This window comes from Petrocella sp. FN5, assembly GCF_029210395.1.
In the GTDB taxonomy this organism is placed as follows: Bacteria; Bacillota; Clostridia; order Lachnospirales; family Vallitaleaceae; genus Petrocella.
The window spans coordinates 1-22,042 of the sequence record NZ_JARGDP010000027.1; the positions used below are offsets into that span (position 1 = coordinate 1).

General features: G+C 39.5%; 25 protein-coding genes and 1 pseudogene. 2 read left to right on the top strand and 24 right to left on the bottom strand.

The genetic code is table 11. The features are described 5' to 3' along the window. The 5 genes from P0N36_RS08355 to P0N36_RS08375 all read right to left on the bottom strand — a co-directional run. The coding region (locus P0N36_RS08355) for an ATP-binding protein (protein ID WP_275842393.1) at positions 1-827 on the bottom strand (827 nt) is incomplete at its 3' end. Between the two features lies 1 nt (position 828). Then, positions 829-1,197, bottom strand: coding sequence for a NifB/NifX family molybdenum-iron cluster-binding protein (locus P0N36_RS08360; protein ID WP_275842394.1), 369 nt, complete (start codon positions 1,195-1,197; stop codon positions 829-831). Positions 1,198-1,273: 76 nt separating this feature from the next. Next, positions 1,274-1,390, bottom strand: a complete 117-nt coding sequence (locus P0N36_RS08365; protein ID WP_275842395.1) for a DUF5320 domain-containing protein — start codon at positions 1,388-1,390, stop codon at positions 1,274-1,276. 264 nt (positions 1,391-1,654) lie between these two features. Continuing rightward, entirely contained in the window at positions 1,655-1,975 is a 321-nt protein-coding gene (locus P0N36_RS08370) for a cupin domain-containing protein (RefSeq protein ID WP_275842396.1), read from the bottom strand. A 93-nt stretch (positions 1,976-2,068) separates the two neighbouring features. Continuing rightward, on the bottom strand, positions 2,069-2,698 hold the full coding sequence (locus P0N36_RS08375) for a 4Fe-4S binding protein (protein ID WP_275842397.1): 630 nt from the start codon (positions 2,696-2,698) through the stop codon (positions 2,069-2,071). A 263-nt stretch (positions 2,699-2,961) separates the two neighbouring features. On the opposite strand from P0N36_RS08375, the gene P0N36_RS08380 reads away from it, so the two are divergent. Together P0N36_RS08380 and P0N36_RS08385 are read left to right on the top strand one after the other, a co-directional pair. After that, positions 2,962-3,624 (top strand): Crp/Fnr family transcriptional regulator, encoded by a 663-nt coding sequence (locus P0N36_RS08380; protein WP_275842398.1) that lies wholly within the window; start codon positions 2,962-2,964, stop codon positions 3,622-3,624. 151 nt (positions 3,625-3,775) lie between these two features. Next, positions 3,776-6,274: a bifunctional diguanylate cyclase/phosphodiesterase gene (locus P0N36_RS08385; RefSeq protein ID WP_275842399.1), complete on the top strand. Its 2,499-nt coding sequence runs from the start codon at positions 3,776-3,778 to the stop codon at positions 6,272-6,274. 42 nt (positions 6,275-6,316) lie between these two features. Here the strand turns inward: P0N36_RS08385 and P0N36_RS08390 are convergent, their stop codons facing one another. From P0N36_RS08390 to eutA, 19 genes and pseudogenes are all read right to left on the bottom strand, one after another. Continuing rightward, positions 6,317-6,766 (bottom strand): cupin domain-containing protein, encoded by a 450-nt coding sequence (locus tag P0N36_RS08390; RefSeq protein WP_275842400.1) that lies wholly within the window; start codon positions 6,764-6,766, stop codon positions 6,317-6,319. Between the two features lie 3 nt (positions 6,767-6,769). Beyond that, complete coding sequence (gene eutH / locus P0N36_RS08395) at positions 6,770-7,888, bottom strand: ethanolamine utilization protein EutH (RefSeq protein ID WP_275842401.1); 1,119 nt, start codon at positions 7,886-7,888, stop codon at positions 6,770-6,772. A 48-nt stretch (positions 7,889-7,936) separates the two neighbouring features. Continuing rightward, on the bottom strand, positions 7,937-8,215 hold the full coding sequence (locus P0N36_RS08400; RefSeq protein WP_275842402.1) for a BMC domain-containing protein: 279 nt from the start codon (positions 8,213-8,215) through the stop codon (positions 7,937-7,939). A gap of 14 nt (positions 8,216-8,229) precedes the next feature. Then, positions 8,230-8,532, bottom strand: coding sequence for a hypothetical protein (locus P0N36_RS08405; protein ID WP_275842403.1), 303 nt, complete (start codon positions 8,530-8,532; stop codon positions 8,230-8,232). Positions 8,533-8,547: 15 nt separating this feature from the next. Beyond that, positions 8,548-9,096: a BMC domain-containing protein gene (locus tag P0N36_RS08410; protein WP_275842404.1), complete on the bottom strand. Its 549-nt coding sequence runs from the start codon at positions 9,094-9,096 to the stop codon at positions 8,548-8,550. After that, entirely contained in the window at positions 9,093-10,433 is a 1,341-nt protein-coding gene (locus tag P0N36_RS08415) for a 4Fe-4S dicluster domain-containing protein (protein ID WP_275842405.1), read from the bottom strand. The genes P0N36_RS08410 and P0N36_RS08415 overlap by 4 nt, the downstream gene beginning before the upstream one ends. Before the next feature lie 30 nt (positions 10,434-10,463). Continuing rightward, positions 10,464-10,727: a EutN/CcmL family microcompartment protein gene (locus P0N36_RS08420; protein WP_125137532.1), complete on the bottom strand. Its 264-nt coding sequence runs from the start codon at positions 10,725-10,727 to the stop codon at positions 10,464-10,466. Beyond that, complete coding sequence (locus P0N36_RS08425; protein WP_275842406.1) at positions 10,724-11,467, bottom strand: hypothetical protein; 744 nt, start codon at positions 11,465-11,467, stop codon at positions 10,724-10,726. The genes P0N36_RS08420 and P0N36_RS08425 overlap by 4 nt, the downstream gene beginning before the upstream one ends. Before the next feature lie 20 nt (positions 11,468-11,487). Next, the gene (gene eutJ, locus P0N36_RS08430; RefSeq protein ID WP_275842407.1) at positions 11,488-12,306 is read right to left on the bottom strand and encodes an ethanolamine utilization protein EutJ; all 819 of its coding nucleotides are present in this window, start codon (positions 12,304-12,306) and stop codon (positions 11,488-11,490) included. Next, entirely contained in the window at positions 12,300-12,959 is a 660-nt protein-coding gene (gene pduL, locus P0N36_RS08435; protein ID WP_275842408.1) for a phosphate propanoyltransferase, read from the bottom strand. The genes eutJ and pduL overlap by 7 nt, the downstream gene beginning before the upstream one ends. 11 nt (positions 12,960-12,970) lie before the next feature. Next, a complete protein-coding gene (locus tag P0N36_RS08440; RefSeq protein WP_275842409.1) occupies positions 12,971-13,723 on the bottom strand; it encodes a cobalamin adenosyltransferase in 753 nt (250 codons plus the stop codon). Between the two features lie 63 nt (positions 13,724-13,786). After that, the gene (gene eutM, locus P0N36_RS08445) at positions 13,787-14,071 is read right to left on the bottom strand and encodes an ethanolamine utilization microcompartment protein EutM (RefSeq protein WP_125137527.1); all 285 of its coding nucleotides are present in this window, start codon (positions 14,069-14,071) and stop codon (positions 13,787-13,789) included. Positions 14,072-14,137: 66 nt separating this feature from the next. Then, complete coding sequence (locus P0N36_RS08450; RefSeq protein ID WP_275842410.1) at positions 14,138-15,607, bottom strand: acetaldehyde dehydrogenase (acetylating); 1,470 nt, start codon at positions 15,605-15,607, stop codon at positions 14,138-14,140. Positions 15,608-15,888: 281 nt separating this feature from the next. Continuing rightward, positions 15,889-16,155, bottom strand: a pseudogene (locus P0N36_RS15685) (BMC domain-containing protein); the annotation flags it as partial. 21 nt (positions 16,156-16,176) lie between these two features. After that, positions 16,177-16,830 (bottom strand): ethanolamine utilization microcompartment protein EutL, encoded by a 654-nt coding sequence (eutL, locus tag P0N36_RS08460; RefSeq protein ID WP_275842411.1) that lies wholly within the window; start codon positions 16,828-16,830, stop codon positions 16,177-16,179. Between the two features lie 18 nt (positions 16,831-16,848). Then, on the bottom strand, positions 16,849-17,736 hold the full coding sequence (gene eutC, locus P0N36_RS08465; protein ID WP_275842412.1) for an ethanolamine ammonia-lyase subunit EutC: 888 nt from the start codon (positions 17,734-17,736) through the stop codon (positions 16,849-16,851). Between the two features lie 10 nt (positions 17,737-17,746). After that, positions 17,747-19,117 (bottom strand): ethanolamine ammonia-lyase subunit EutB, encoded by a 1,371-nt coding sequence (locus P0N36_RS08470; protein ID WP_275842413.1) that lies wholly within the window; start codon positions 19,115-19,117, stop codon positions 17,747-17,749. A 17-nt stretch (positions 19,118-19,134) separates the two neighbouring features. Continuing rightward, positions 19,135-20,499: an ethanolamine ammonia-lyase subunit EutB gene (locus P0N36_RS08475; RefSeq protein WP_275842414.1), complete on the bottom strand. Its 1,365-nt coding sequence runs from the start codon at positions 20,497-20,499 to the stop codon at positions 19,135-19,137. A gap of 94 nt (positions 20,500-20,593) precedes the next feature. Beyond that, complete coding sequence (gene eutA / locus P0N36_RS08480) at positions 20,594-22,030, bottom strand: ethanolamine ammonia-lyase reactivating factor EutA (protein WP_275842415.1); 1,437 nt, start codon at positions 22,028-22,030, stop codon at positions 20,594-20,596. Positions 22,031-22,042: the final 12 nt, after the last annotated feature.

Here is a 22,042-nt window from a genome sequence, read left to right on the forward strand (position 1 = left end):
TTGGTTACTGTATCTAATAACTTCTCAAATAGAATCTTATACTTTTCATCTACATGAACAGCTATTTGTGCATTGGAATTGATGGTTCCAAGTTCTGAATCATAGGGGATGCTCTCTAAGATTTTGATATTATTTTCTATACAAAAAACTTCTGCCGGGTTTTCATCTTCTAAGCATTTGTTAAGTACAACACCAAAAGGCTTGTTAAAAATACCTACCAACTCATAAACCATATTAAGATTATGGACCCCAAACAAGGTAGGTTCAGCCACGAGGACACAATAATCCGCATCTTTTATACTTTCCATAACAATACAAGCGCTACCCGGTGGGCAATCGATAAAGGTTTGAGGTGAAGAACCCACTTTGGCGTCTTCCAGCAACGCTTTGATAATAGGAATGCCTGTGACCTCTCCAGTGTTTAGTATACCGGTATGAATGCTTGTATCGCCTGATCTACCGCTACGTATACTGCCGATTACTTTTTCTTTTTCTGTTAATGCTTGTTGTGGGCAAATCAACATACAACCGCCACAGGAATGACAGACTTCTTCAAATACAATCAGTTGATCTTTAATATAGGCCAAGGCATTAAACTTACAAAAATCAACGCACTTGCGACACCCATCACATAAACTATGATCCACCACCGGCATCTTAATGGTAATTTTTTCTTCTACAACCTCTTTAGGTTTGAAAAATAGATGGCCATTGGGTTCTTCAACATCACAATCTATGTATACCGATTGTTTGGCTACATCAGCCAGATTGACCGATACCAATGTCTTTCCTGTACCGCCCTTGCCACTTAGTACAGCGATCTTCATGCTAGTTTTCTCCATGTCCATGAAACCCTGCATGGATCTCATGAAGTTCTGACAATTTCCCTGATAAATAAGCGTTTATGTTTTCTAAGGCTGTACCACCTGTTGTTTTGTAGATTTTTGTATCTCCGGCTTTTAGAACCTCCGCAGCATTTTCACCGCATCTTGGGGTCAACAATACATCGATCTTATGGTCTACAATGGTTTGTGCCGCTTTTATACCTGCGCCGCCTCTGCTTTCAGCTGCATCGTTTATAAGAAATTTATCTTCTTTTGTTTCTGTATCATGCATCCAGAAATAGGGTGTACGTCCAAAAGATATGCACACATCGGTTTCTCTATTGTTCTCATCTACTGGTATGACAATTTTCATAATGTCCTCCTCTTAATCTAATACTTGCTGCTACACAGAAATCACCAGAGCATTCTCCGGTGATTCTTTGAGACCGCTATAATTTCTCTAATGCTTTACCAATCGCTTCCAGTCTTTTCTGTAGTATTACACCTAAACCTCTTCCAGTTAACGGACCTAAGCCCATTGGTCCTGTTCCATCTCTTCTTGCCATCTGATTCACCTTCCTTTAATTATTGACATATGTCATTTACAACTCTTATTATACTCTATATTTGACATATGTCAATAACCAATCTCATTATGTTAATGGACACTTACAAGAAAAGAAGCTTCGCTTCGTTATGAGCTATGCTCATATTTCTAAACGGTTCGAAAGGAAAGTTCCTTGATCGTAACATAGCATAGACTTTCCTAGAGAACAGAAAAAGCCGATTGAAGAAAATCTTCAATCGGCTTTTTCTGTAAGATGTGCTTTTTATTTATGAGTTTGAGGGGCTGGGGCTTTTAACACAATAAGTTCCAATACTTCTTCATCTAGATTCTTCACGTTCATTTTTGTTTTAAAAGGAATCTTCAATATGGAATAGGCTCCATAGCGATGAACGTCCTGTTCATCCAGTGCTATGGATAATGTACCTCGAAGTACTGTCATATATACATTGGAATTTGCAAAATGTTCCGGTAATCCTTCATCTTTGTTAAAGATCATGTGAATATAATGCACATTCTCATCTTGAATGACTTTTTCAATCATAGGATCGTTTCCGTTGGTCATGTTATAGACTTGTTCAATCATTTTAATCACCTTTCTTATTCTTATTTCTTTTAGTATAATATACTTAAGAAATCTTATCCGTAACATATGTTACCTTTATGTCAAAGTAATGATTTAACTTGATTTTGTATAGCGAATGGCTTTTGTAGGGCATATTATGGTACAAGCTTGACACTGATGACATAAAGCCGAATCAATTTTGGCCACTTTTGAAATATCTTCCATTTTGACCGCCATAGAAGAACAAACCTTTTCACATTTTTTACACCCTATGCAGAGAGACGAATCCACTTTCGTTGAAAACTTTGCTCCTTTTCCTGTTAGGCTTAATAAAGCCCCATAAGGACATACATGATTATGAAACACCCATTCTTCATACCTCAATGTGATTACAATAGACAAGACCATTAGAATCAATAAAATAGGTAATTCTAGTTGCAAAACTCTTTTTGAAACAATCATCGTTGCAATCATCAGAGCTAAGATCATCCAAGGGAGAATCTTGCTCTTTAATACCTTTGGTACAGATTTCGTCTGCCAATTTAATCTTTTGGCAAGATTTGCTGTGACACCCATAGCTGTGTTCATGGGACATATATAACCACAATAAAAACGTCCAAACACCGCTGCACCCAGTAAACTCAGTAAAAAAACACCTAACCACAAGACCATATTTCCACTTACTATGACAAATGAGAAAAAGATTAAGAAAATAATTTGAGTCACTATCCTTATTTTTTTCATATTACAATGCACCACCTTATATTATCCATGAGAATCTCCTTTTCAATCTTTTACACTAAGTATATAATAAGATAAAAAAGAATGGCGTTACCAAGGTAACACAAGAAAAGAAGCATCGCTTCGTTATGAGCTCTGCTCATATTTCTGAACGGTTCGATAGGAAAGGTCTTTGACGTATTCTGCCATGCTTCAAGGCTGAATACTAAAATATGACTTTCCTTGAGAAGAACAAAGAGGCTACGGTTCGAAAGGAAAGGTTTTATATGAAAAACTTACTGGATACAAAAAATAATTATACACTTTTGAAAGCGGTTCCAAATGAATACATCACAGCATGCTTTAATCGTCAAGCCATGAAAATCACGACCTATAATAAAGATCAGGTAATCCATTTTGAAGGCGACATTTGCATGAATTCCGAACTCATACTAAGTGGCCAGGTGGTTGTCGAACGCATTGATGAATCCGGTAACCTTATGACCATTACTACACTCTTACCGGACGATATACTTGGTGGAAATCTGGTTTTTTCAAAAAATCCTCATTACCCCATGACGGTTACCGCCAAAACCGAAACCACCTTGCTGGTTCTAAAAAAAGAACTTTTATTTGACCTATGTTCGGGCAACACAACCTTTCTAAGGCTTTTTCTGGAATATATATCCGATCACGCCATGCTCCTTGGCGACAGAATCAAACATTATGTCAATCGCACAATACGCGAAAGCGTGATGGCTTATCTAAAAAACGAGTATATACTTCAAGCTTCAAACAAAATCTTATTACGCTCATCAAAAAAGGCGCTAGCTGAACGCATTGGTGTTCAACGCACCTCCTTATCTCGTGAACTTCAAAAGATGAAAAAAGAAGGTCTTATTGAATATGATAGGACCAGTATTACCCTACTTAACCCGAATTTCTTATAACAAATATATTGAGTCTAGTCAATCTCCTAAATTGCTGAACTCATTGATTTGCCTATTTATTTCAACCGATGCATGTTAAAATATAATTAGGCAAACATCACTTTCTTACTATGAATTTATCGCTTCTCATTCTTGCCAAGGAGATTAATTTATGAAAATAAGATATCGATTATCACTGTATACCTTTTTATTCCTGGGCATCTCACTTTTTTTGATGAGTTCTATTTTCTTTATTTATACATCTTCAGTGATCAATCATAAAAATGAGAACGCGCTTGATCAAACACTTCAATCTGGTGTATTAATGATTAATAATCTACTTGAAACCAGTCGCGTTGAGGCGACTTATTTAGGTCGTAGTTCTCTGGTAACTGAAGCTCTTAAGGATTCTCTTAACCGTCCTTCGGAAGCTTCTATAATTGACTATCCTGAGTATAAGACACTTAATGATATTTTTTATGATATTAGAAATTCAGATCGAGGTATTCGAGCTGCGTTTGTAATTGATTCAAGGGGCAAGGTCATTGCGAGCGGTCACCCAGAAAGTATCGGTCTTGATTTAGAAGATCGGGACTATTTTATAGAAGCCATGTCCGGCAATACGGTAACCAGCAATCTCATTTATGATAGAATTGATAATCTGGCTTCATTATTTGTAGCTGCACCCGTTATCTATCCTAACGGGACAAACACACAAGGTGTTATGGCCCTTATCATTGATACTCAAGTCGCTTCATACAATTTATCTTCTTTAATTGACCCAGATATAGGCGATGCCTACTTAATGGATGAAGATGGACTTATTATTTTTCATAGTGATTCCAGCCTAATTGGAACCTATCATCGTGATATATCCACACGAAATTATATCACAAACAACCCAGCTCTTGATAGCGGATTTAATAATTATACCCACGAAAGTATCAATTATCATATTGCCTTTAAACGTATTCCAAGTTCTTCTTGGTTGTTGGTTCTCGAGCAAAATATGGACATCTACATGGCCTCGATTTACGAAGCTTTATGGGTTGTCCTCGCCCTAAATCTTATTATTTTATCACTTGCAGCCTTCTCCTATATGTACTATGCCAAAATTTTCACCCGTCCTATTACTGAATTAAGCCAAATTATACATCAGACAACAACAGGAGATTTAACTGTTCGTTCCCAATATTTTTCTGAAGATGAACTTGGTCATTTATCCCGAGACTTTAATATCATGTTGGATGAGCTGATTGGCGCCTATGAAGAAGTTGAATCAAAAAATGAAGAGCTCACAGCCACTGAAGAAGAACTAAGAAATCAAAATGAGCAACTCGTAAAACATCAACACGAATTAACCCTAAGCAAAAAACGTATTGAAGAGTTAGCTTTTACCAGTTCTTTAACTAAGTTACCAAACCGTATCGCATGTGACCTTGAAATTGAAAGATTGCTTGGATTACTACCTATTCCTAACTTTTCACTCATCCATTTAGACATTGATGCTTTTATGAGAATAAACTATTCTTTAGGTCATACGATTGGCGACCGCGTTTTAATCGAAACCGCACAGAAATTATCAAAACTCTCCCATTCAAAAGTTAATCTGTATCACCTTTCTGCTGATAAGTTCGCTTATCTTCTCTTAGATTGTCCAAATGAATTGCAGATTAATGAATTTGCAAACGCTATTCTTGAGTCTTTTACAAGTCCACTCATCATTAATCATCACGAAATCTATCTCAGTATTAGTCTTGGTATTAGTGTATGTCCTCATGATAGCACCCTTGCCGAAGTTTTGAAATCACAAGCCGAAACAGCTTTATATCAAGCAAAGACATCCGGTAAATCTCAGTATGTTTTCTATAAAAAAATTATGACCGAGCATGTTAATCGCCGATTGGTAGTCGAACTTCTATTAAGGCGTGCCATTAAAGATGATCTTGTTTATATGGTCTATCAGCCTCAATATACCCCTAAAGCTAAGCGTCTACAATCATATGAAGCATTGATGCGCTTAAAGACAAAGTCTGGTCAAAGTATTCCCCCTTCTGAGTTCATACCTATAGCCGAGGAAATTGGTCTAATTAATAAATTAGGTGAATGGGCAATTAACGAAGTCTTTTCTCAAGCAAGAACTTGGATATCCGATGAGGCATTATTAGATTATATTTGTATTAATATATCCGGCATGCAGATTAAGGACCCAGGTTTTGTTGATTTGATTTTTGAAGCAACAAAAAAATATCATCTTGCCCCAAAATTTGTTGAACTAGAGATTACGGAGAGTATCATGCTAGACATATCAGCCGCTACACTTAGTGTTTTGAACCAACTTAAGGATATCGGTTTTCGAATCGCACTTGATGATTTTGGGACGGGTTATTCTTCACTAAGTTATCTCAAAACTTTACCTATTCATACATTGAAAATTGATAAAAGTTTTATTGATGACCTCCCTCATTCAAAAAGGGATCAAGATCTTGTGCGTCAACTTATTGGTCTTTCTCACGAACTCAACTTACAAGTCGTCGCCGAAGGCGTAGAAATAAAATCACAATTAGATTTCCTGCAGGAAAATAATTGTGATCTCATTCAAGGTTACTATTTTTCTAAACCACTCACTACAGAAGATGCCTATAAATTAATGCTTAAATCTAATGGCTAATTTGCTAATTATTATCCCACAAAATATATGAAGATGTGTTTTTTATAACTCATCCCAATTGGCAGGATATACAACATATAGAAACCGGGTATGACCGGGTGCACTGAATTTTATAGACGTGTTTTTGGGAATAAAGATAATATCACCTTTTTCTCCGGTGATCTTACGGTCACCGATAATAATTTCCAAGGTACCTTCAATAATATAATCCACTTCATCATACTTTAAGGTCCAGTCAAAGGTGGATGCATCCATTTCCATAACGCCGCAACCTAACCTAGGACTTTCCTTCACTGTCAAAACATCCTTTAGGTATACTTTGTCTCCGTCTTTTCCTGTGTCAAATTTACCTGGGTGAACAGTTTCTGTCTTAATGACAGATACACCACTCTTATCGATTTCTTTTATAAAGTCCGGTTGTTCTCCTTTGCTCATTTCTAGCAAAACTTTTCTAACGATCTCTTCTATCATTTTGCTGTCCATATTACCCATATGCTAGGCCTCCACTTTTTGTGGCTTTTCTTCTGTTCCAGATTTTCCAAGGATCTTATTTGCAATAATCATCGCCACCATGACGGCCGTAATGCCACCAACAAGCTTACCTACAACCATTGGGAAGATCATTTCTCTAGCAACCCCGGCTGTAAAACCAAGATGATCTCCAAAGACAAACGCGGCACTTACCGCAAAAGCGACGTTGAGTATTTTTCCTCTGTCATCCATGTCTTTCATCAATCCAAACATAGGAATATTATTGGCAAGGGTAGCTACCAAACCAGCGGCAGCAACATCATTCATACCTAATAGTCTCCCCATTTTAAGTAAGGGTTTATTAAATACTTTTGTAATAACATATACCATTGGGAAAGCGCCTGCAAGCATGATTGCAATAGCTCCGATTACTTCAATACCCTCTGAAATAGGTGCCATTCCCGGAATGATAACGATACCGGTCAGGGTCTCAACAATTATTGCAGCTGTACCAATGGTTATAACAATCGTTACACCTCGACCAAATATAGTAAAGCCTTTAATCATTCTATTGGGGATTTTCCATAGTCCAATAGCAATCAAAAGGGATACAATAATAATTGGAACCAAGTTGCTAAGAATCATGACAACTTCAAATCCGGCTACCAAACCACCAAAGAAAACGCCAATCGGTATGGTAATCATACCTGCAAGGATACCTGTTGCCAAGAACTTGTGATCTTCTTTTCGAATGATACCTAGAGCAACCGGGATTGAGAATACAATCGTAGGCCCCATCATCGCGCCAAGAATAAGTCCGGCAAGAAGTCCGGCTTCTTCTGTTAAAGCCATCTCCATAGCCAGTGGGTAACCACCCATGTCATTGGCTAGAAGTGTGGTTGCAAACATCGCCGGATCTGCACCCAGCATGGTGTAAACCGGTGTTACAACCGGAGAAAGTATGGTTGCAAGTACGGGTGCCAAAGATATAACCCCGATCATAGCAATGGCCAAAGAACCCATTGCCATAAAACCTTCATCAAACTGCTCACCTAGACCAAATTTATTGCCAATAATCTTGTCTAATGCACCTAAAACCATAAAAATTACCATGATGTATACAATAATTTCATTAATACTCATTTTTTTCCTCCCTTATTCATAGAAAATCAAGTTATAATTGTAGGTTATTTAATTTGAGCTTGGTAATATTTGTTCTACTTCCTCATGAGGTCTTGGTATAACATGTACGGATATTAATTGACCCACTCTTTCTGCTGCTGCTGCACCGGCATCTGTGGCGGCCTTAACTGCGCCAACGTCGCCTCTAACCATGACAGCAACCAAACCTCCCCCCACTTTTTCTTTGCCTATTAGCGTTACATTTGCCGCCTTCACCATTGCATCTGCCGCTTCAATGGCACCTACCAATCCTTTTGTTTCAATCATACCTAATGCATAACTCGCCATCTTTCTACACTCCTTTAATTTTTATTGATTTTTGTTAAAATCAAATTACACGCTTCTTTTATTTGTGCTGCATCTGTCATACCATGTTGCTCTTTTAAGATTCTTACAACCATTTTTGTGATTGTCTCCATCTCAGTGTAAGTCCCCTCTTCTGCTTCTGCTTCTCTTGATTTGTCATATATAATGGAAATACCCTTGTTTCTAATCACATCCTGGGCACCCGAAGTCAGAATCATATTTTTGTCCACATAGAGTTTTGACTGGTTCTTTGAAATATATGCATCAATATTGTTTTTTGTAAGTAGTACTTTACCCATACCTCTTCCTCCTAATTATAAGAGCTTCTCAAAGAGTTCTTTTCTAGGCGCTGGAATGACCACTTTTGCTAGCAGCATTCCATTTTGCTTACCTATCGTCGAACCCGCTTCGATTGCCTCTTTAACTTCACTGACATCCCCACTAAAAGTGACAAATGATTTACCCCCTATTGCAAAACCAAGTCTGATCTCAATGAGATTAATCGCTGCTGCTTTTGCTGCCGCATCTGCAGCCACAATACAGGTGGCAATGCTAAAAAACTCCATGGCACCGATGGCATTCACTTCACCTACTTGTGTCGATCCATTAATAGCATTAATAATTTGTGCATGAATACTCGGCAATATAAGGTCATCTACAATGTATTGTTTCCCCACTTCTTTTCCCGCTTCTAGAGCGGCTTTCACTGCCCCCACATCCCCGGAAATGAGCACAATATACTTACCGGGACATATGGCATTCGCTAGAATCAAATCCACTTCAGCCGCCTTAATCATTGCATCCGCCGACTCAATGCCTTTGACAATGCTATTTAGCTCTATAAGCCCTATCGTCCGTATCATGAAACCACCCCATTACTTTTTATCGTTATTTTCTCGGTTACACCTGTAACAGTACCATCAATGCTTGCATGAACATTGGCACCCATTTCATTTCTCTCTACCTTACCGATCATCTGCCCCTTGGATACAAGGTCCCCAACAGCAACGGTGGGTATGGCCGGTTTTCCAATATGTTGCTTAAGATATATAGTGACTTCCTCTGTCGTCAAATCTTTGTGTTCATCTATTGGTTGACCATAATACTGGAGCAAATCCAGTCTTGATATAAGCCTATAACTTGGAATTTTTCTATAGTCCATCATATCTCTAACGTCCAGATCAAGACTTCCCTTTTCAGGTCGAATGCCTTTTTTATACAATTCTTTTTTAACATGTACATTCACCAATCTAGGGGAAAGTCCCATAGGGCATGCATAGATTTCACATATACCACATTCACAACATAGTAAGGCTTCCTTCATGATGGCTTCATCATGGTCTGACATACCAATGTTTCGCATGATCTTATGCGGTCTCAATTGATGACCTAGTAGGTATCTGTGACACATGTCTGTACAATAGCGACATTGAATACACGCTGTTTTGGTTTCATTGATGATTTTATCTATGGGTTTTCTTTTTCGTTCTACCACAAAATGGTCTTTGGGTAGGACAATTAGGGATCCATCCATTTTCTTAATATGAAATGCTTCAGCCTCATGGTCATCAATAATGGTTCCCATCATAGGCCCACCTATAATGATGGCATATTCCTTTAGAGTCGAACCACCCGCCGCTTCTATACAAGCTTTTACAGAAATACCGACAGGTACCTTAATCATAGTTGGGTTCTTTACATCTCCGGCCACCGTCAAGAATCTTTCTATAACCGGCTTGTCCATCATTGCATCATAGACATTCACAATAGAGCCTACATTGGATACGACAGCGCCTACATCTAAGGGGATCCCTGCCTCTGGAATCGGTTTACCTGTAATCTCATAAACCATCATCTGTTCATCACCTGCCGGATAATAATCCCCTATGGTAAACAAGGTGATTTTTGAACCCAGTGTTTCAATGATTGCTTTTAGGTGTTTAATTTCTTTGGTATTTTTCTCCTTGATGGCAATGACCAAATGCTGTGCACCGACAAGTTTTCCAATTTCTTCAACTGCCATAATGATTTCTTTGCCTTTATGCATCATAATATATTTATCCGTATGCATGAGGGGTTCACATTCTACCGCATTGATAATAAAATATTCCACCTTACAATTGAGCTTAATATGGGTTGGAAAACCGGCACCTCCAGCACCTACAACACCCGCATCATATATTTTATCTAACAGCTCCATGGCCAAGCACCTCCTTTCCCTTGCTATCTTCTAGACATCCACCGTATCAATGATGCCGACCACAATGGCATCCACAGGTATATCTTTTCTTCCAAGACCCATTCTGGCTGAGCTTCCATTTACAACCAGTACCGTTTCTCCAATCCCAGCACCGATGCTATCTGCCGCAACAAAAGTGGGAAGGTCTTTGTCCGAAGCGTAATCCAAGGGTTTAATGACCAGTAGTTTTAGACCATTCAAATTCTCATCTTTTCTTGTTGCCCATACATTTCCGATAACTTTGCCTACAATCATAAATGCCTTCCTCCGTTTTGAGTTAATGTGGTGATCATATTTATTTTGTGATCTCTTAGATAATCCTGTGCCAAAGGTGTTACTATGGTGTTCTTGTTCATCCTCAGGCGCTTTAAGCCTTTTTCTTTATACTGTTTTGCTATGGATTCAGTTATGATTTTCTCATGTACATCATCTTCTTTAGGCATGTATGTTCCTTCTAACATTTTTGATTTATTTATCTTTTCTAACTTTTCTATTCTCACATCCAGTAGTCGATGGTTAATTTCATTTGCATTAATCCATTCTATTCCGAACGCTACCACTTGTTCTTCATAACCTTTGAGCATCTTGTAAAAATTGGTTTTTGCTGTATCTTCGTATTTGCTGTAGGTTTTACCTTCTTCAACAATATAGATTTTTTTACCTCTTAATATGGCTTCAATGACCATGGTTGTGACCTTGGTGTTTGCAAGTCCCATAGATATATGTACAAGTTCTTGGTAACTGATGCTACCCAGAAGTATGACATCATAGGGGTTTATATCTATAGGTGCTTTGGCATCATCAAATTCATCTACATCATACCGGTCATTAACTTCATATAAAATCTTATGATCTGACATGGCAATTGCAAGAATCTTATCTTTTTTAATAGGTCTTTCTAATTCACTTTTCTTGATTCTTTCTTCTAGCTTCTTCATCACTTCTCTTGTTATGCTTTCGATTAGACTTTTTTCATCTAGGGATTCTAAGTTCAATATGCTCACATCCTTTATGCCTAGCAGTTCATAGCAATGCCTAGGGGCGTAACTAGAAATGGATTCTTAGGCTTCATGGTCCTTATACCTGTGACATTTTCGATTATTTTTTCTATTTTATCTAAACAGCAGGTGCCACCAACAAGATATATTTCTTTTACATCATGGTTCCTAATATGATTATTAACAATTGTAGCCATTTTCTCAATGACCGGTGTTACCAGTGGAAATATTTCCTTTTGCCTACTTAGATCTATTTTATACTCTTCCGCTTCTTCAAACTTGATCTTATAATTGCCAGCCACAACCAAAGTCAAATGGGTTCCGCCTGTTGCTTCATCCGCTACATAGACGACCTGATTTTCTTTTATGATGGACAAACCCGTTGTGCCCCCTCCAATATCAACAATGACACCATTTTCTATATTAAGAACTGAATTGGCCGCTGTCGGTTCATCAAGAATGTTGGTCACTTCCATTCCTGCGCCCTCTACAACGTACATATGGGTTTTACTGTCACCTTTGCTTGTCCCTGGTGGTACAGCAATGGCTGCTTTTGTAAGTCTGATACCTATCTTTTGCTCAATCTTTTCTTTTAGATGCTTAACCACATTCATAGCACCAACATAGTCAACAACCAAACCGTCTTTTATGACTTGGGAAAACGCCATTTCACAGGCCACAGGCTTTTTATCTTGATCTAGAACGACAATGACAATGTAGGCCGTTCCTAGGTCAACACCTACGAGCAATTTATCGCCCTCCTGCATGGTTCTGGGGTTATGAATGGTTGCTTCTAATTGAGATATTAAATGCTCACAGTTTGTCATGTCTAACATCTTTTAACCTCTTCTTCCACTAGTATTTGACCTTTCATACCTTCGTAAAAGCCACAAGCATTGGCTTCGTCTAAATCAATATGCATATGTAAACTATATTGATCATGGACCCTTACAAGGACATCTTCAAATATAATTGGTCGATCACTAAATACTTTTACAGCAACGATTTGCTGATCTTTTAGACCATAATCCAAAGCATTCTCCGGTGTCATATGAACATGTCGCTTGGCAACGATGGCCCCTTTTTCTGCCCGAATCATATTCTTACCCACTGACAAGTAAATGGATGGGCTTTTTTCTATCTTACCTGATTCCCTAACCGGGGCATCAATGCCTAGACTGAAGGCATCCGTTCTCGAGATCTCTGCTTGAGTCTCTTTTCTTTCCGGGCCTAGAATGGCAACGTTTTTGAACAAACCTTTTGGACCTAGTATGGTCACCCTTTCTTGACACAGAAACTGACCCGGTTGTGACAAGTCTCTTGCCGGTGTAAGTCTATGGCCTTCTCCGAAAAGTCGCTCAACATCGTCCATAGAAAGATGCACGTGTCTTGCGGAAGCTTCTATAGGCACTGTCCGCCAATGCCTATCTCTTAGACCTATTTCCTCTATGACTTTTTTCACGATTTTTTTAATAGCTAATTCATCCATATGGGCCTCCGTTAATTATAATATCCGGACAAATACCTACACATCATCACATAGACAGCACTGCTTAACCTATTGAGAGATTTGGTAATATCTTTTCGATTCAATGGTATTGAACTAAGCTCTACTTCTCTAGCCCCACTTCGAATTGCATTTAAACCAATTAGTATTTCTCCCATTTTGTAATCCGGTAATATATGGGCTACACCTATGTGTTTTTTGGGGTTATGGGATATTTTTCTGATGTCCTCTTCAAGCAGTCCAAATAAGCATATCTCTTCTGTTGTTTCTTTTATAACCTCAGCCTTTAATATATTTCTCACATATTGGAGCACCTCTTGAAGTTCACAAACCAGTTTCTCACTTTTATTCTTATCAGCCATAACTTGAATCTCCAGTATTTTCGATTGAAGACTATCCACCTTACCTCTAAACAAAATGCTGGGATGATTCTTTAAAACCAATTCATTGCCGTATAACTGGGTCATTTCTTCTGGTTTCTTCTCAAAAAAACCACCTGTATCTTTAACAATGTATTTAGGTATAAACTTTTTCTCTTCTGTATCGTTGATTTCATTTTCCTTGTTGTTTTTCTTGCTTGTATCTGAAAGTCCCTGTTTATCTTTTGTGTATACCAACTTAATTTTCTGCTCGTTTAAATATTCCCTAGCTGAAGGGGTTATGATGGTGTCTGGATTGACCAACCATTCCTTTACTTTGTCTTTTTTTAGAATCGACCTTACAACCGCTTCTGTTAAAACTTTCATCCCTATCACATCCTTTGTTATGATTGCCTCGCCATGGAAGGCGAGGCAAATAAACATTCATTCTTAACCTTCGTATTTAGGTAAGATCAACTCTACATCACTATGAGGTCTTGGTATAACGTGTACGGAAACCAGCTCTCCAATACGATCTGCTGCGGCTGCACCGGCATCTGTTGCCGCCTTAACCGCACCTACATCACCTCGCACCATAACCGTCACCAAACCACCACCAACGTGTACTTTACCAATAAGGGTAACATTTGCCGCTTTTACCATTGCATCCGCTGCTTCTATAGACCCTACCAAACCTTTTGTTTCAATCATTCCGAGTGCATTTGCATTTGCCATATTCATATCCTCCTAATTTTGTGTTTTCAGATTTAAAGTTAGCTTCCTTCCTTTTACTTCGAAGGCTCACTTATAATTTTGTAGCTCTTTTAAAACCATTTTTGTGATTGTTTCTACATCTAGCTCCATGTGTGATGAAGCATGTCCACTGAGTCCATCTTCATACTCTTGTTGAATGTCCTCTAGCTCTTTTGTTCCATAAGCCACACTTCTAATATTGATTAGATTAAGGGGACTTACATTGTCAGATGTTGAGCTACCACCAACCGCGCCACATCCAAGTGTTAAAGATGGAGCCAAGTTCGTTGTCGCCCCTATGGCACCTTGAGCTGATGAGGTGTTAACAAGCAGTCTTGATACCGGTTTCTTTAGTGCAAAAGCTTTTATAACCTCTTCATCTTTTGAATGAATCACCAAAGAATGACCAAGTCCATAGTATGCCAAGAGCTCCATACATTTTTCACAGGCTTTTTCCCAGTTATCTTCTGCGTAGAATGCCAGAATAGGTGCTAATTTTTCTCTGGAAAATGGATACTGTATGCCTACATGTGTTTGTTCTGCAATCAGTACTCTTGTGTCACCTGGCACATACAGACCTGCCATCTCGGCAATCTCGATTGCAGACTTTCCAGCAATCTTAGCATTAAACCGTCCACATGCATCTTGAATGGTTTTTCCGACCAAATCTGCTTCTTCGCCTTCCAAAAAATATGCACCGGCCTTTATGAAGGCTGTTTTTACATCTTCTTTGATACAATTTTCAGTGACCACCGCTTGTTCCGAAGCACATATGGTGCCATTGTCAAAGGTCTTACTGTCCATGATTCTTTTTACCGATAGGGCTATGTCTGCACTTCTTTCAATAAAAGCCGGGACATTCCCAGGTCCGACACCAAGGGCCGGCGTACCTGAACTATAGGCTGCTTTCACCATTGCCGAACCACCTGTTGCTAAGATCAAAGAAACATCTTTGTGTTTCATTAAGGCATCCGTACCTTCTAGTGTGGGGATGGCCATACATCCTATGATGCCTTTTGGAGCACCGGCTTCAACCGCTTTTGCTTCCATGATCCTTGCAACATCACTAATGCAATTAAGTGCCTTCGGATGAGGGCTAAAAATAATAGCATTTCCGGACTTCACGGCTATTAGAGCCTTATAAATCGCAGTGGAAGTCGGATTGGTGGAGGGTACGAGTCCGGCAATAACGCCTACCGGTGTGCCAATCTCAATGATCTTCTTTTGCTTGTCTTCCTTGATGATGCCTACGGTCTTCATATCCTTGATGAATTCATAAACCGCTTTACTGGCAAATTTGTTTTTTATGATTTTATGTTCATAAACACCAAATCCCGTTTCTTCTACTGCCATCTTAGCCCATTGATCTGATTTCATATAAGCGACTTCATACATTGCTTTTACGATTGAATCAATTTCTTCTTGGCTTTTCATTTTAAGTAATTGTTGAGCTTCTTTTGCTTTTTCTACCAAGTCTCTGACATCTTGAATAGAGCTTAGATCTTTATCCTTGATCATCTTTATTTCACCCCCTTATAAAACTTCAAGATGGCTTCTATTAACTCATCTTTGCGCGCATACTTGATTTGATTTCTTTCAATAGAGAACATACCTTCAGATTGATCATCCATCTTTCTGGCCAAGGCTCTTAAATCAACTGTTTTTAGGGCATTTAAGGCTTCTCTACTTTTAGGTGATGGGCCTAAGTTTGAGGTGGTCATTTCTTTTTCACTTTTCTCTTCTTTGGTGTCTACTTTTTGGCTGTGATGATCACTTTGTAAAACCACTAATGATGGCATTGGCAATATTTTTTCCACATCGTCACTGGGTCTTGGAATGACATGGGTGGATAAAAGCTGACCTATTTTAGGCACCGCTGCCTCTGCTGCATCAATCGACGCTTTTACAGCGCCTACGTCACCTCTAATATGTATGGTTACCAATCCGCCCTTTACAAATTCACAGCCTAGTAAGGTCACGTTGGCTGCCTTCAAACATACATCGGCGGCTTCTATTGCCCCTACATATCCATATGTTTCTATCATTCCTAGGGCTATATTATTCATATTTTTCACCACATTTTCTTATTAGTATTTGGTCGGATCGTCTGCAACAAAGTTTACCGCTGCTGCAAAAGCATCACAGGCTGATTTACAAGCGGATTGACTACCTGTTAATAAGCCACCGCCAAAGTTTGTCTCAGAAGGTGGTCCATAGAACTGAACCATCTTAACATCCGATGATTTGAGGGCTGCATCCAGTGCATAAACCGCTTCAATTGGCGGTGCAATCAAATAAGCAAGGGCTTCACCCTCTTCTACACCCGCCATCTTGGATAAATATGATCCTGTTCTTGAAATACAGTGGGCGTAATAAGGTATGGTGTCATCATCATTGGCACTATAGAAGCAAGCATCGTTTGCTATAAAATCAACCACAACATCCAAACCACTTCTTACCTCTGCCGGATTGGCCCCAGCTAAAATACCGATAAACTCACCGGCTAGTTTTGTGGAAGCATTCCCTGCACCGGCATAAAAAGATTTTGCGTAAACCACTTCGACTTCGGCTTTTTTTGTTGCTTCATCCAGTGCGGTATAAGAAACATCATCACAATCGGATGTAACAAGTCCAATACATCTTTGTTCCGGTTTCAACTCCAGTGCTTTTGCCAGGTCTGCATCTACATTTGGAATCAACTTAACACTCAGTACACTTGCACGAATTGCATCATTCTTCATATTCTTGTCCCTCCTTATTTACAATTGTAATTCCAGACCACTTTTCTTTTGGTCCAGCATTTCTTTTAATATGTGTGCTATATGAGCGCCGGCTTCAACTGCTGCGGTTCCGCCTTGATGGATATTCGATACCACTGTTCTTCTGGCTTCTGGCATACCTACTGTTCCTTTATAGGCGATATATGCACTCATACTTTCTCCTGTAGCTAGTCCCGGTCTTTCTCCTACTAATAAGCAAGTTATGTCAGCACCTGTCACTTCAGATACAACATCCATAGAAGGTACGCGACCGTATTTGATAAAGAAAGGTGTGCCGGCCTTGATACCATAACCTTCAAGTCCTTGAAAAATAACCGGTAGTATGTCCCTGATATTGGCTTCTATGGCTGTTGAACTTAACCCGTCGGCTACAACAACCTGAACTTGTGGGTTCATCTTGCATTTTTCTTTCATGACGGCAACTTCTTCATCATCAAACTTTCTACCAAGATCCGGCCGGGTTAAATACTCATCTTTGTCCTTACATTTGGTTTTTACTGTAAAAAGATTCATTTCAGCGATGATTTCTTCGGACACATCTGTGAAAACAGCGTCCATAGCCACCGCATGGTCTGCTCTGAATCTAAGTAAGGTTTGGGTCTTATACCTTGGACCTGCTCGCCATACACCAATCCTTGCCGAAGTTTTTGCCTTCATCTGCAGATAATCTTCTCCATTCTCCGGATTTGGGACCAACAATTGCTTTCTCATATCCACCATGGTAATATCTGACAATTCATTGTCCTCTATATGGTCGACTGCACTTTGACTTACTCCTGTGTCTTTCTTTGACTCTGTAAAATCCTTGCTTTTCATTTCTGATAACACTTGCTCAATAATTACTTTTAATTCTTTCTCAGATACCATTTAATTCACCTCATCTTTTTAAGAATATTGAAGGGTCTCCGCCTTTTGCTGTTAACCTGCCACTTTCATCCATGATGCCCATATCCATGAGCCATTTAAAAAACTCTTTGGTGGGTTTTCGGTTGAGCAACTCTCTTAAGGTTGCATCATCATGAAAACTGGTGTCTTGGTAACTTAACATGATGTCATCTCCCACCGGTACACCCATATAATAATTGGAACCGGCCATAGCCAGCAACATGGTCGCTATTTCCTGATCATTTTGGTCCATTTTGGTATGGTTGGTATAACATGGTGCCATGCCCATTGGTAGCCCCATGAGTTTACCCATATAATGGTCCTCAAGATTCGCTCTAATCATTTGCCTGCCATCATACAAGGTCTCAGGACCAATAAATCCGGATACATTGTTGACCATAAAAGGATTGTATCTTTTTGCAAAACCATAGCTTCGTGCTTCAAGTGTCATCTCATCTACGCCATGATCCGTATCCAGTGACATCTCTGAACCTTGACCTGTTTCAAAATACATAAGATTGGGACCCGGTGCTATGCCTTGTTTTTTAATGAGTTCGTATGCTTCACCAAGTAAGGCGGCATCAATGCCGAAGGCCTTATTCGCGTCCTCTGTCCCTGCTACACTCTGAAAGAAAATCGATACGGGTGCTCCTTGTCTAACAGCCTCCATCTGAGTGGATATATGAGACAAGACACAGGTCTGGGTTGGTATTTCCCACTTCATCATAAAGTCATAGATGCAGTTCATGATCGTCTTGGTATTGCCTACCGTGTCTTCAACAGGATTGACACCAATTACCGCATCACCACATCCATAGGAAAGACCTTCCATCATAGAGGCTACAATCCCATTTGGATCATCTGTCGGATGATTGGGTTGAAGTCTAAAGGATAGCGTTCCCGGCATGCCCACGGTGGTATTGGCTTTTGCCCAAGTATTTATTTTACTGGCCCCATAAACCAAATCCATGTTGGACATGAGCTTGGCTACACCGGCTACCATTTCAGCTGTAAGACCTCTTCCAATCCGCTTAAGATCCTCATTGGTCGTTGAATGCAAGAGTAGGTACTCTCTTAAATAGCCAACTGTCCAGTTTTTGATCTCATTATAAATGCTCTCATTCACCAGACCATCAATGACCCTCGTCACTTCATCTTCTTCCATGGGAATCACCGGATTAAGCCTTAAGTCTTCTAAAGTTAGTTCGCTTAGAACCCTTTTTGCCGCCACCCTTTCTTGGTTTGTTTCGGCAGCAATCTTTAAGTATATATCACCGGATTTTTCTTCATTGGCTTTTGCCAATACTTCTTTTACAGACGCAAACCCATACGAAACACCAAATAGTTTCGTCTTAAGCTTCATAAAGATTCCCCCTTGTTTTACTTAAGAAATATGGACGCGTCGCCTGCTCGATCTGTGAATTTCCCGTTTTTCCTAATGCCCATTTTTTCTAACCATAAATCAAATTCCTTAATAGGTTTCAAATTCAACAATTCTCGGAGTGTTTGTGCTTCATGATATCCGGTACATTGATAGTTCAACATGACGTCATCGCCAACAGGGATACCCATAAAATAGTTACATCCAGCTGTTGTAAGGAGTACTGCTAGGTTCTCAATATCGTTTTGATCAGCTTTCATATGGTTGGTGTAACAAGCATCCACGCCCATTGGTATACCAGATAATTTGCCCATGAAATGATCTTCAAGACCTGCTCTAATAACCTGATGGTTGTCATATAAAAATTCCGGTCCGATAAATCCCACAACCGTGTTGACCAAGAATGGTTGATATCTTTTTGCATAACCATAACATCTTGCCTCTAGGGTTAATTGGTCCGCACCATGATGGGCGTCGGAGGACAACTCAGATCCTTGTCCAGTTTCAAAATACATGACATTGGGTCCGGTTGATGTCCCTTCCTTTAGTACCAGGGCTCGGGCTTCGTCTAACATTTCAGTCGTCACACCAAAAGCTTCATTTCCTTTTTGAGAACCGGCTATGCTTTGGAAGATCAGGTCAGATGGGGCGCCTTCTCTTATGGCTTTCATCTGGGTTGTAACATGGCCGAGTACACAAGCTTGGGTTGGAATCTCCCATTTGTTTTTTAGGTCTGCAAAAATCTTTAATACATTGCTAATACTGTTTACTGAATCATCTACCGGATTGAGTCCAATTACCGCATCACCAACGCCATAGGAAAGTCCTTCCATAGTAGAAATCATAATCCCGTCCAAGTCATCTGTAGGATGGTTGGGTTGCAACCTTATGGATAAGGTGCCTGGAAGTCCTATGGTCGTATTACAATGGGCTGTTATTCTAATCTTACTTGCACCATAGATTAGGTCTAGGTTGGACATGATTTTTGTTACCGCTGCAACCATTTCACTGGTTAGGCCTCTACTTATTCTTACTAAATCACTTTCTTTTGTGTTGGAATCTAAGATCCATTCTCTTAGTTCACTCACGGTCCAATTCTGAATCTCTCCATAGATTTTTTCATTGACCGCATCTTGAATGACCCTCGTAACTTCATCTGTTTCATAAGGAATCACTGGGTTGTTTCTCAAATCCTTCAACATAAGATTGCTCAGAACCTCTTTGGCCGCTACCCGTTCCGTAACGGTGTTTGCGGCAATGCCCGCTAACTTATCTCCGGATTTTTCTTCGTTCGCTTTTGCTAAGACTTCTTTGACTGAACTAAATTGATACACGTCTCCAAATAACTTGGTTTTTAACCTCATTCCTATCACCTCTTCGTTTTATATTGATGGTTAAAGGATCAAATATAGTGTTGACCCTTTGACGCTTTGACGCTTTGACGCTTTGACCATATTATTAATACCCAAATGCTAATGTTTTGATTACAATTGGGACGACCCTCCCATTTGCCAGTGGTCTTCCGATGTCGATAAAATCACCATTACTCACATTGACAGCATCGATACAAACAACATCCTTCTTATACTCTAAATAGGTTTGTATGGTTTGTCCCAGCGCCTTTGCAATATCATGTTCAACGATGACCACTAACGGCACCTCCATACTAATAATCTCAGCCATCCCTCCAACAATTGTCTGTGCCAGTAACTTTAGCTCACCAAAGCTTATACTCTTCACCCCCTTAATGGCTAAAGCCACCTGTTGTTTTTCATTGTGTAAGCCAAACCAACTGACTTTTTCTTTGATGGCCTGACTCAGTGCTTCGTAACCCAGTTGCTCATCTTCTGCCGATAGTTTGAGAATAGGTATGTTTTTTAGTGGAAAGATATCTTTTGAGAACGTTATTGTACTTCCGCTGATATCAGTTGTGTGACTCCCGGCGCCTACAACCGTCGCTCTAATCGTCTCCGTTGGCTCATATATGTTAAAAGTATTGTTTAGATTCAGCTTTTTTATACTCTTGCCAAGAAATACACCAATATCACCGTAGATTAGATTTTTCTCTTCTAAATAGGTCCCATAGATACAGTCAGCAACACCACCTGAAAATGAGATGGACTCTATGTCATAATTTCTTTTTAAATCCTTTGTCGTTAGCATCAGCTTTAGGTCCTCAGTTACTTTTCTAATACCCAGAACCTCTTCAATCAGGTCTGCCATCCGGTTCGTTATCTTATTAATCTTATCTGCTGAGATGCTCTGGCCCACTTCTATCAAAATACCCATATGATCTGCTAACTTTTTTACTTTTTTTGAGATATATTCAACTTTCATGCTCTCTGGATGAATCTTAATAAGCCGTCCTCCCAGATCTAAGCAAGTGGTATCTATAACCTCTCCGTCTTTGAATACAGAGATGTTAGTCGTACCGCCTCCAATATCCAGATTAACCACGACACTTCTATTGGACTTGGAATATAGGTCTGCCCCAGCACCTTTTCCAGCAATAATGGCTTCTAGATCCGGTCCTGCTGTGGCTACAACAAAGTCACCTGCTAAGCCGCTCAGTTTTTCCAGTACAAGAGATGCATTCGCTTTTCTTGCTGTTTCTCCAGTGATTATAACCGCCCCTGTATCCACTTCTTTTGGATGGATGCCAGCTTTTTTATAGTTATTTTCAATGATTATTCTAATGGCTTCGCCGTCAATCTCAGTGTCTGATATTAAAGGGGTGAAATAGATGCTACTCTTATAAATAACTTCTTTTTCCACAATGCTAATTTTGGGTATGGAAAAAGCCGATGCTGTGTTTTCAATGGTTAGTCTGCTAAATACCAATTGAGTTGTTGAAGTACCTATGTCAATGCCTACGCTGATAATTTTCTCTTCCAAGATAGCCCCTCC

Coding starts and splice junctions, on each gene's coding strand:
- P0N36_RS08440 (WP_275842409.1), bottom strand. CDS start 13,723: ATGAAAGTTTTAACAGAAGCGGTTGTAAGGTCGATTCTAAAAAAAGAC.
- P0N36_RS08375 (WP_275842397.1), bottom strand. CDS start 2,698: ATGAAAAAAATAAGGATAGTGACTCAAATTATTTTCTTAATCTTTTTC.
- eutM (WP_125137527.1), bottom strand. CDS start 14,071: ATGGCAAATGCAAATGCACTCGGAATGATTGAAACAAAAGGTTTGGTA.
- P0N36_RS08380 (WP_275842398.1), top strand. CDS start 2,962: ATGAAAAACTTACTGGATACAAAAAATAATTATACACTTTTGAAAGCG.
- P0N36_RS08470 (WP_275842413.1), bottom strand. CDS start 19,117: ATGAAGCTTAAGACGAAACTATTTGGTGTTTCGTATGGGTTTGCGTCT.
- eutC (WP_275842412.1), bottom strand. CDS start 17,736: ATGGTATCTGAGAAAGAATTAAAAGTAATTATTGAGCAAGTGTTATCA.
- P0N36_RS08415 (WP_275842405.1), bottom strand. CDS start 10,433: ATGGAGCTGTTAGATAAAATATATGATGCGGGTGTTGTAGGTGCTGGA.
- P0N36_RS08385 (WP_275842399.1), top strand. CDS start 3,776: ATGAAAATAAGATATCGATTATCACTGTATACCTTTTTATTCCTGGGC.
- P0N36_RS08405 (WP_275842403.1), bottom strand. CDS start 8,532: ATGGGTAAAGTACTACTTACAAAAAACAATATTGATGCATATATTTCA.
- P0N36_RS08370 (WP_275842396.1), bottom strand. CDS start 1,975: ATGATTGAACAAGTCTATAACATGACCAACGGAAACGATCCTATGATT.
- pduL (WP_275842408.1), bottom strand. CDS start 12,959: ATGGATGAATTAGCTATTAAAAAAATCGTGAAAAAAGTCATAGAGGAA.
- eutJ (WP_275842407.1), bottom strand. CDS start 12,306: ATGTTAGACATGACAAACTGTGAGCATTTAATATCTCAATTAGAAGCA.
- P0N36_RS08475 (WP_275842414.1), bottom strand. CDS start 20,499: ATGAGGTTAAAAACCAAGTTATTTGGAGACGTGTATCAATTTAGTTCA.
- P0N36_RS08390 (WP_275842400.1), bottom strand. CDS start 6,766: ATGGGTAATATGGACAGCAAAATGATAGAAGAGATCGTTAGAAAAGTT.
- P0N36_RS08360 (WP_275842394.1), bottom strand. CDS start 1,197: ATGAAAATTGTCATACCAGTAGATGAGAACAATAGAGAAACCGATGTG.
- P0N36_RS08400 (WP_275842402.1), bottom strand. CDS start 8,215: ATGGCGAGTTATGCATTAGGTATGATTGAAACAAAAGGATTGGTAGGT.
- eutL (WP_275842411.1), bottom strand. CDS start 16,830: ATGAAGAATGATGCAATTCGTGCAAGTGTACTGAGTGTTAAGTTGATT.
- P0N36_RS08410 (WP_275842404.1), bottom strand. CDS start 9,096: ATGATACGGACGATAGGGCTTATAGAGCTAAATAGCATTGTCAAAGGC.
- P0N36_RS08420 (WP_125137532.1), bottom strand. CDS start 10,727: ATGATTGTAGGCAAAGTTATCGGAAATGTATGGGCAACAAGAAAAGAT.
- eutH (WP_275842401.1), bottom strand. CDS start 7,888: ATGAGTATTAATGAAATTATTGTATACATCATGGTAATTTTTATGGTT.
- P0N36_RS08450 (WP_275842410.1), bottom strand. CDS start 15,607: ATGATCAAGGATAAAGATCTAAGCTCTATTCAAGATGTCAGAGACTTG.
- P0N36_RS08365 (WP_275842395.1), bottom strand. CDS start 1,390: ATGGCAAGAAGAGATGGAACAGGACCAATGGGCTTAGGTCCGTTAACT.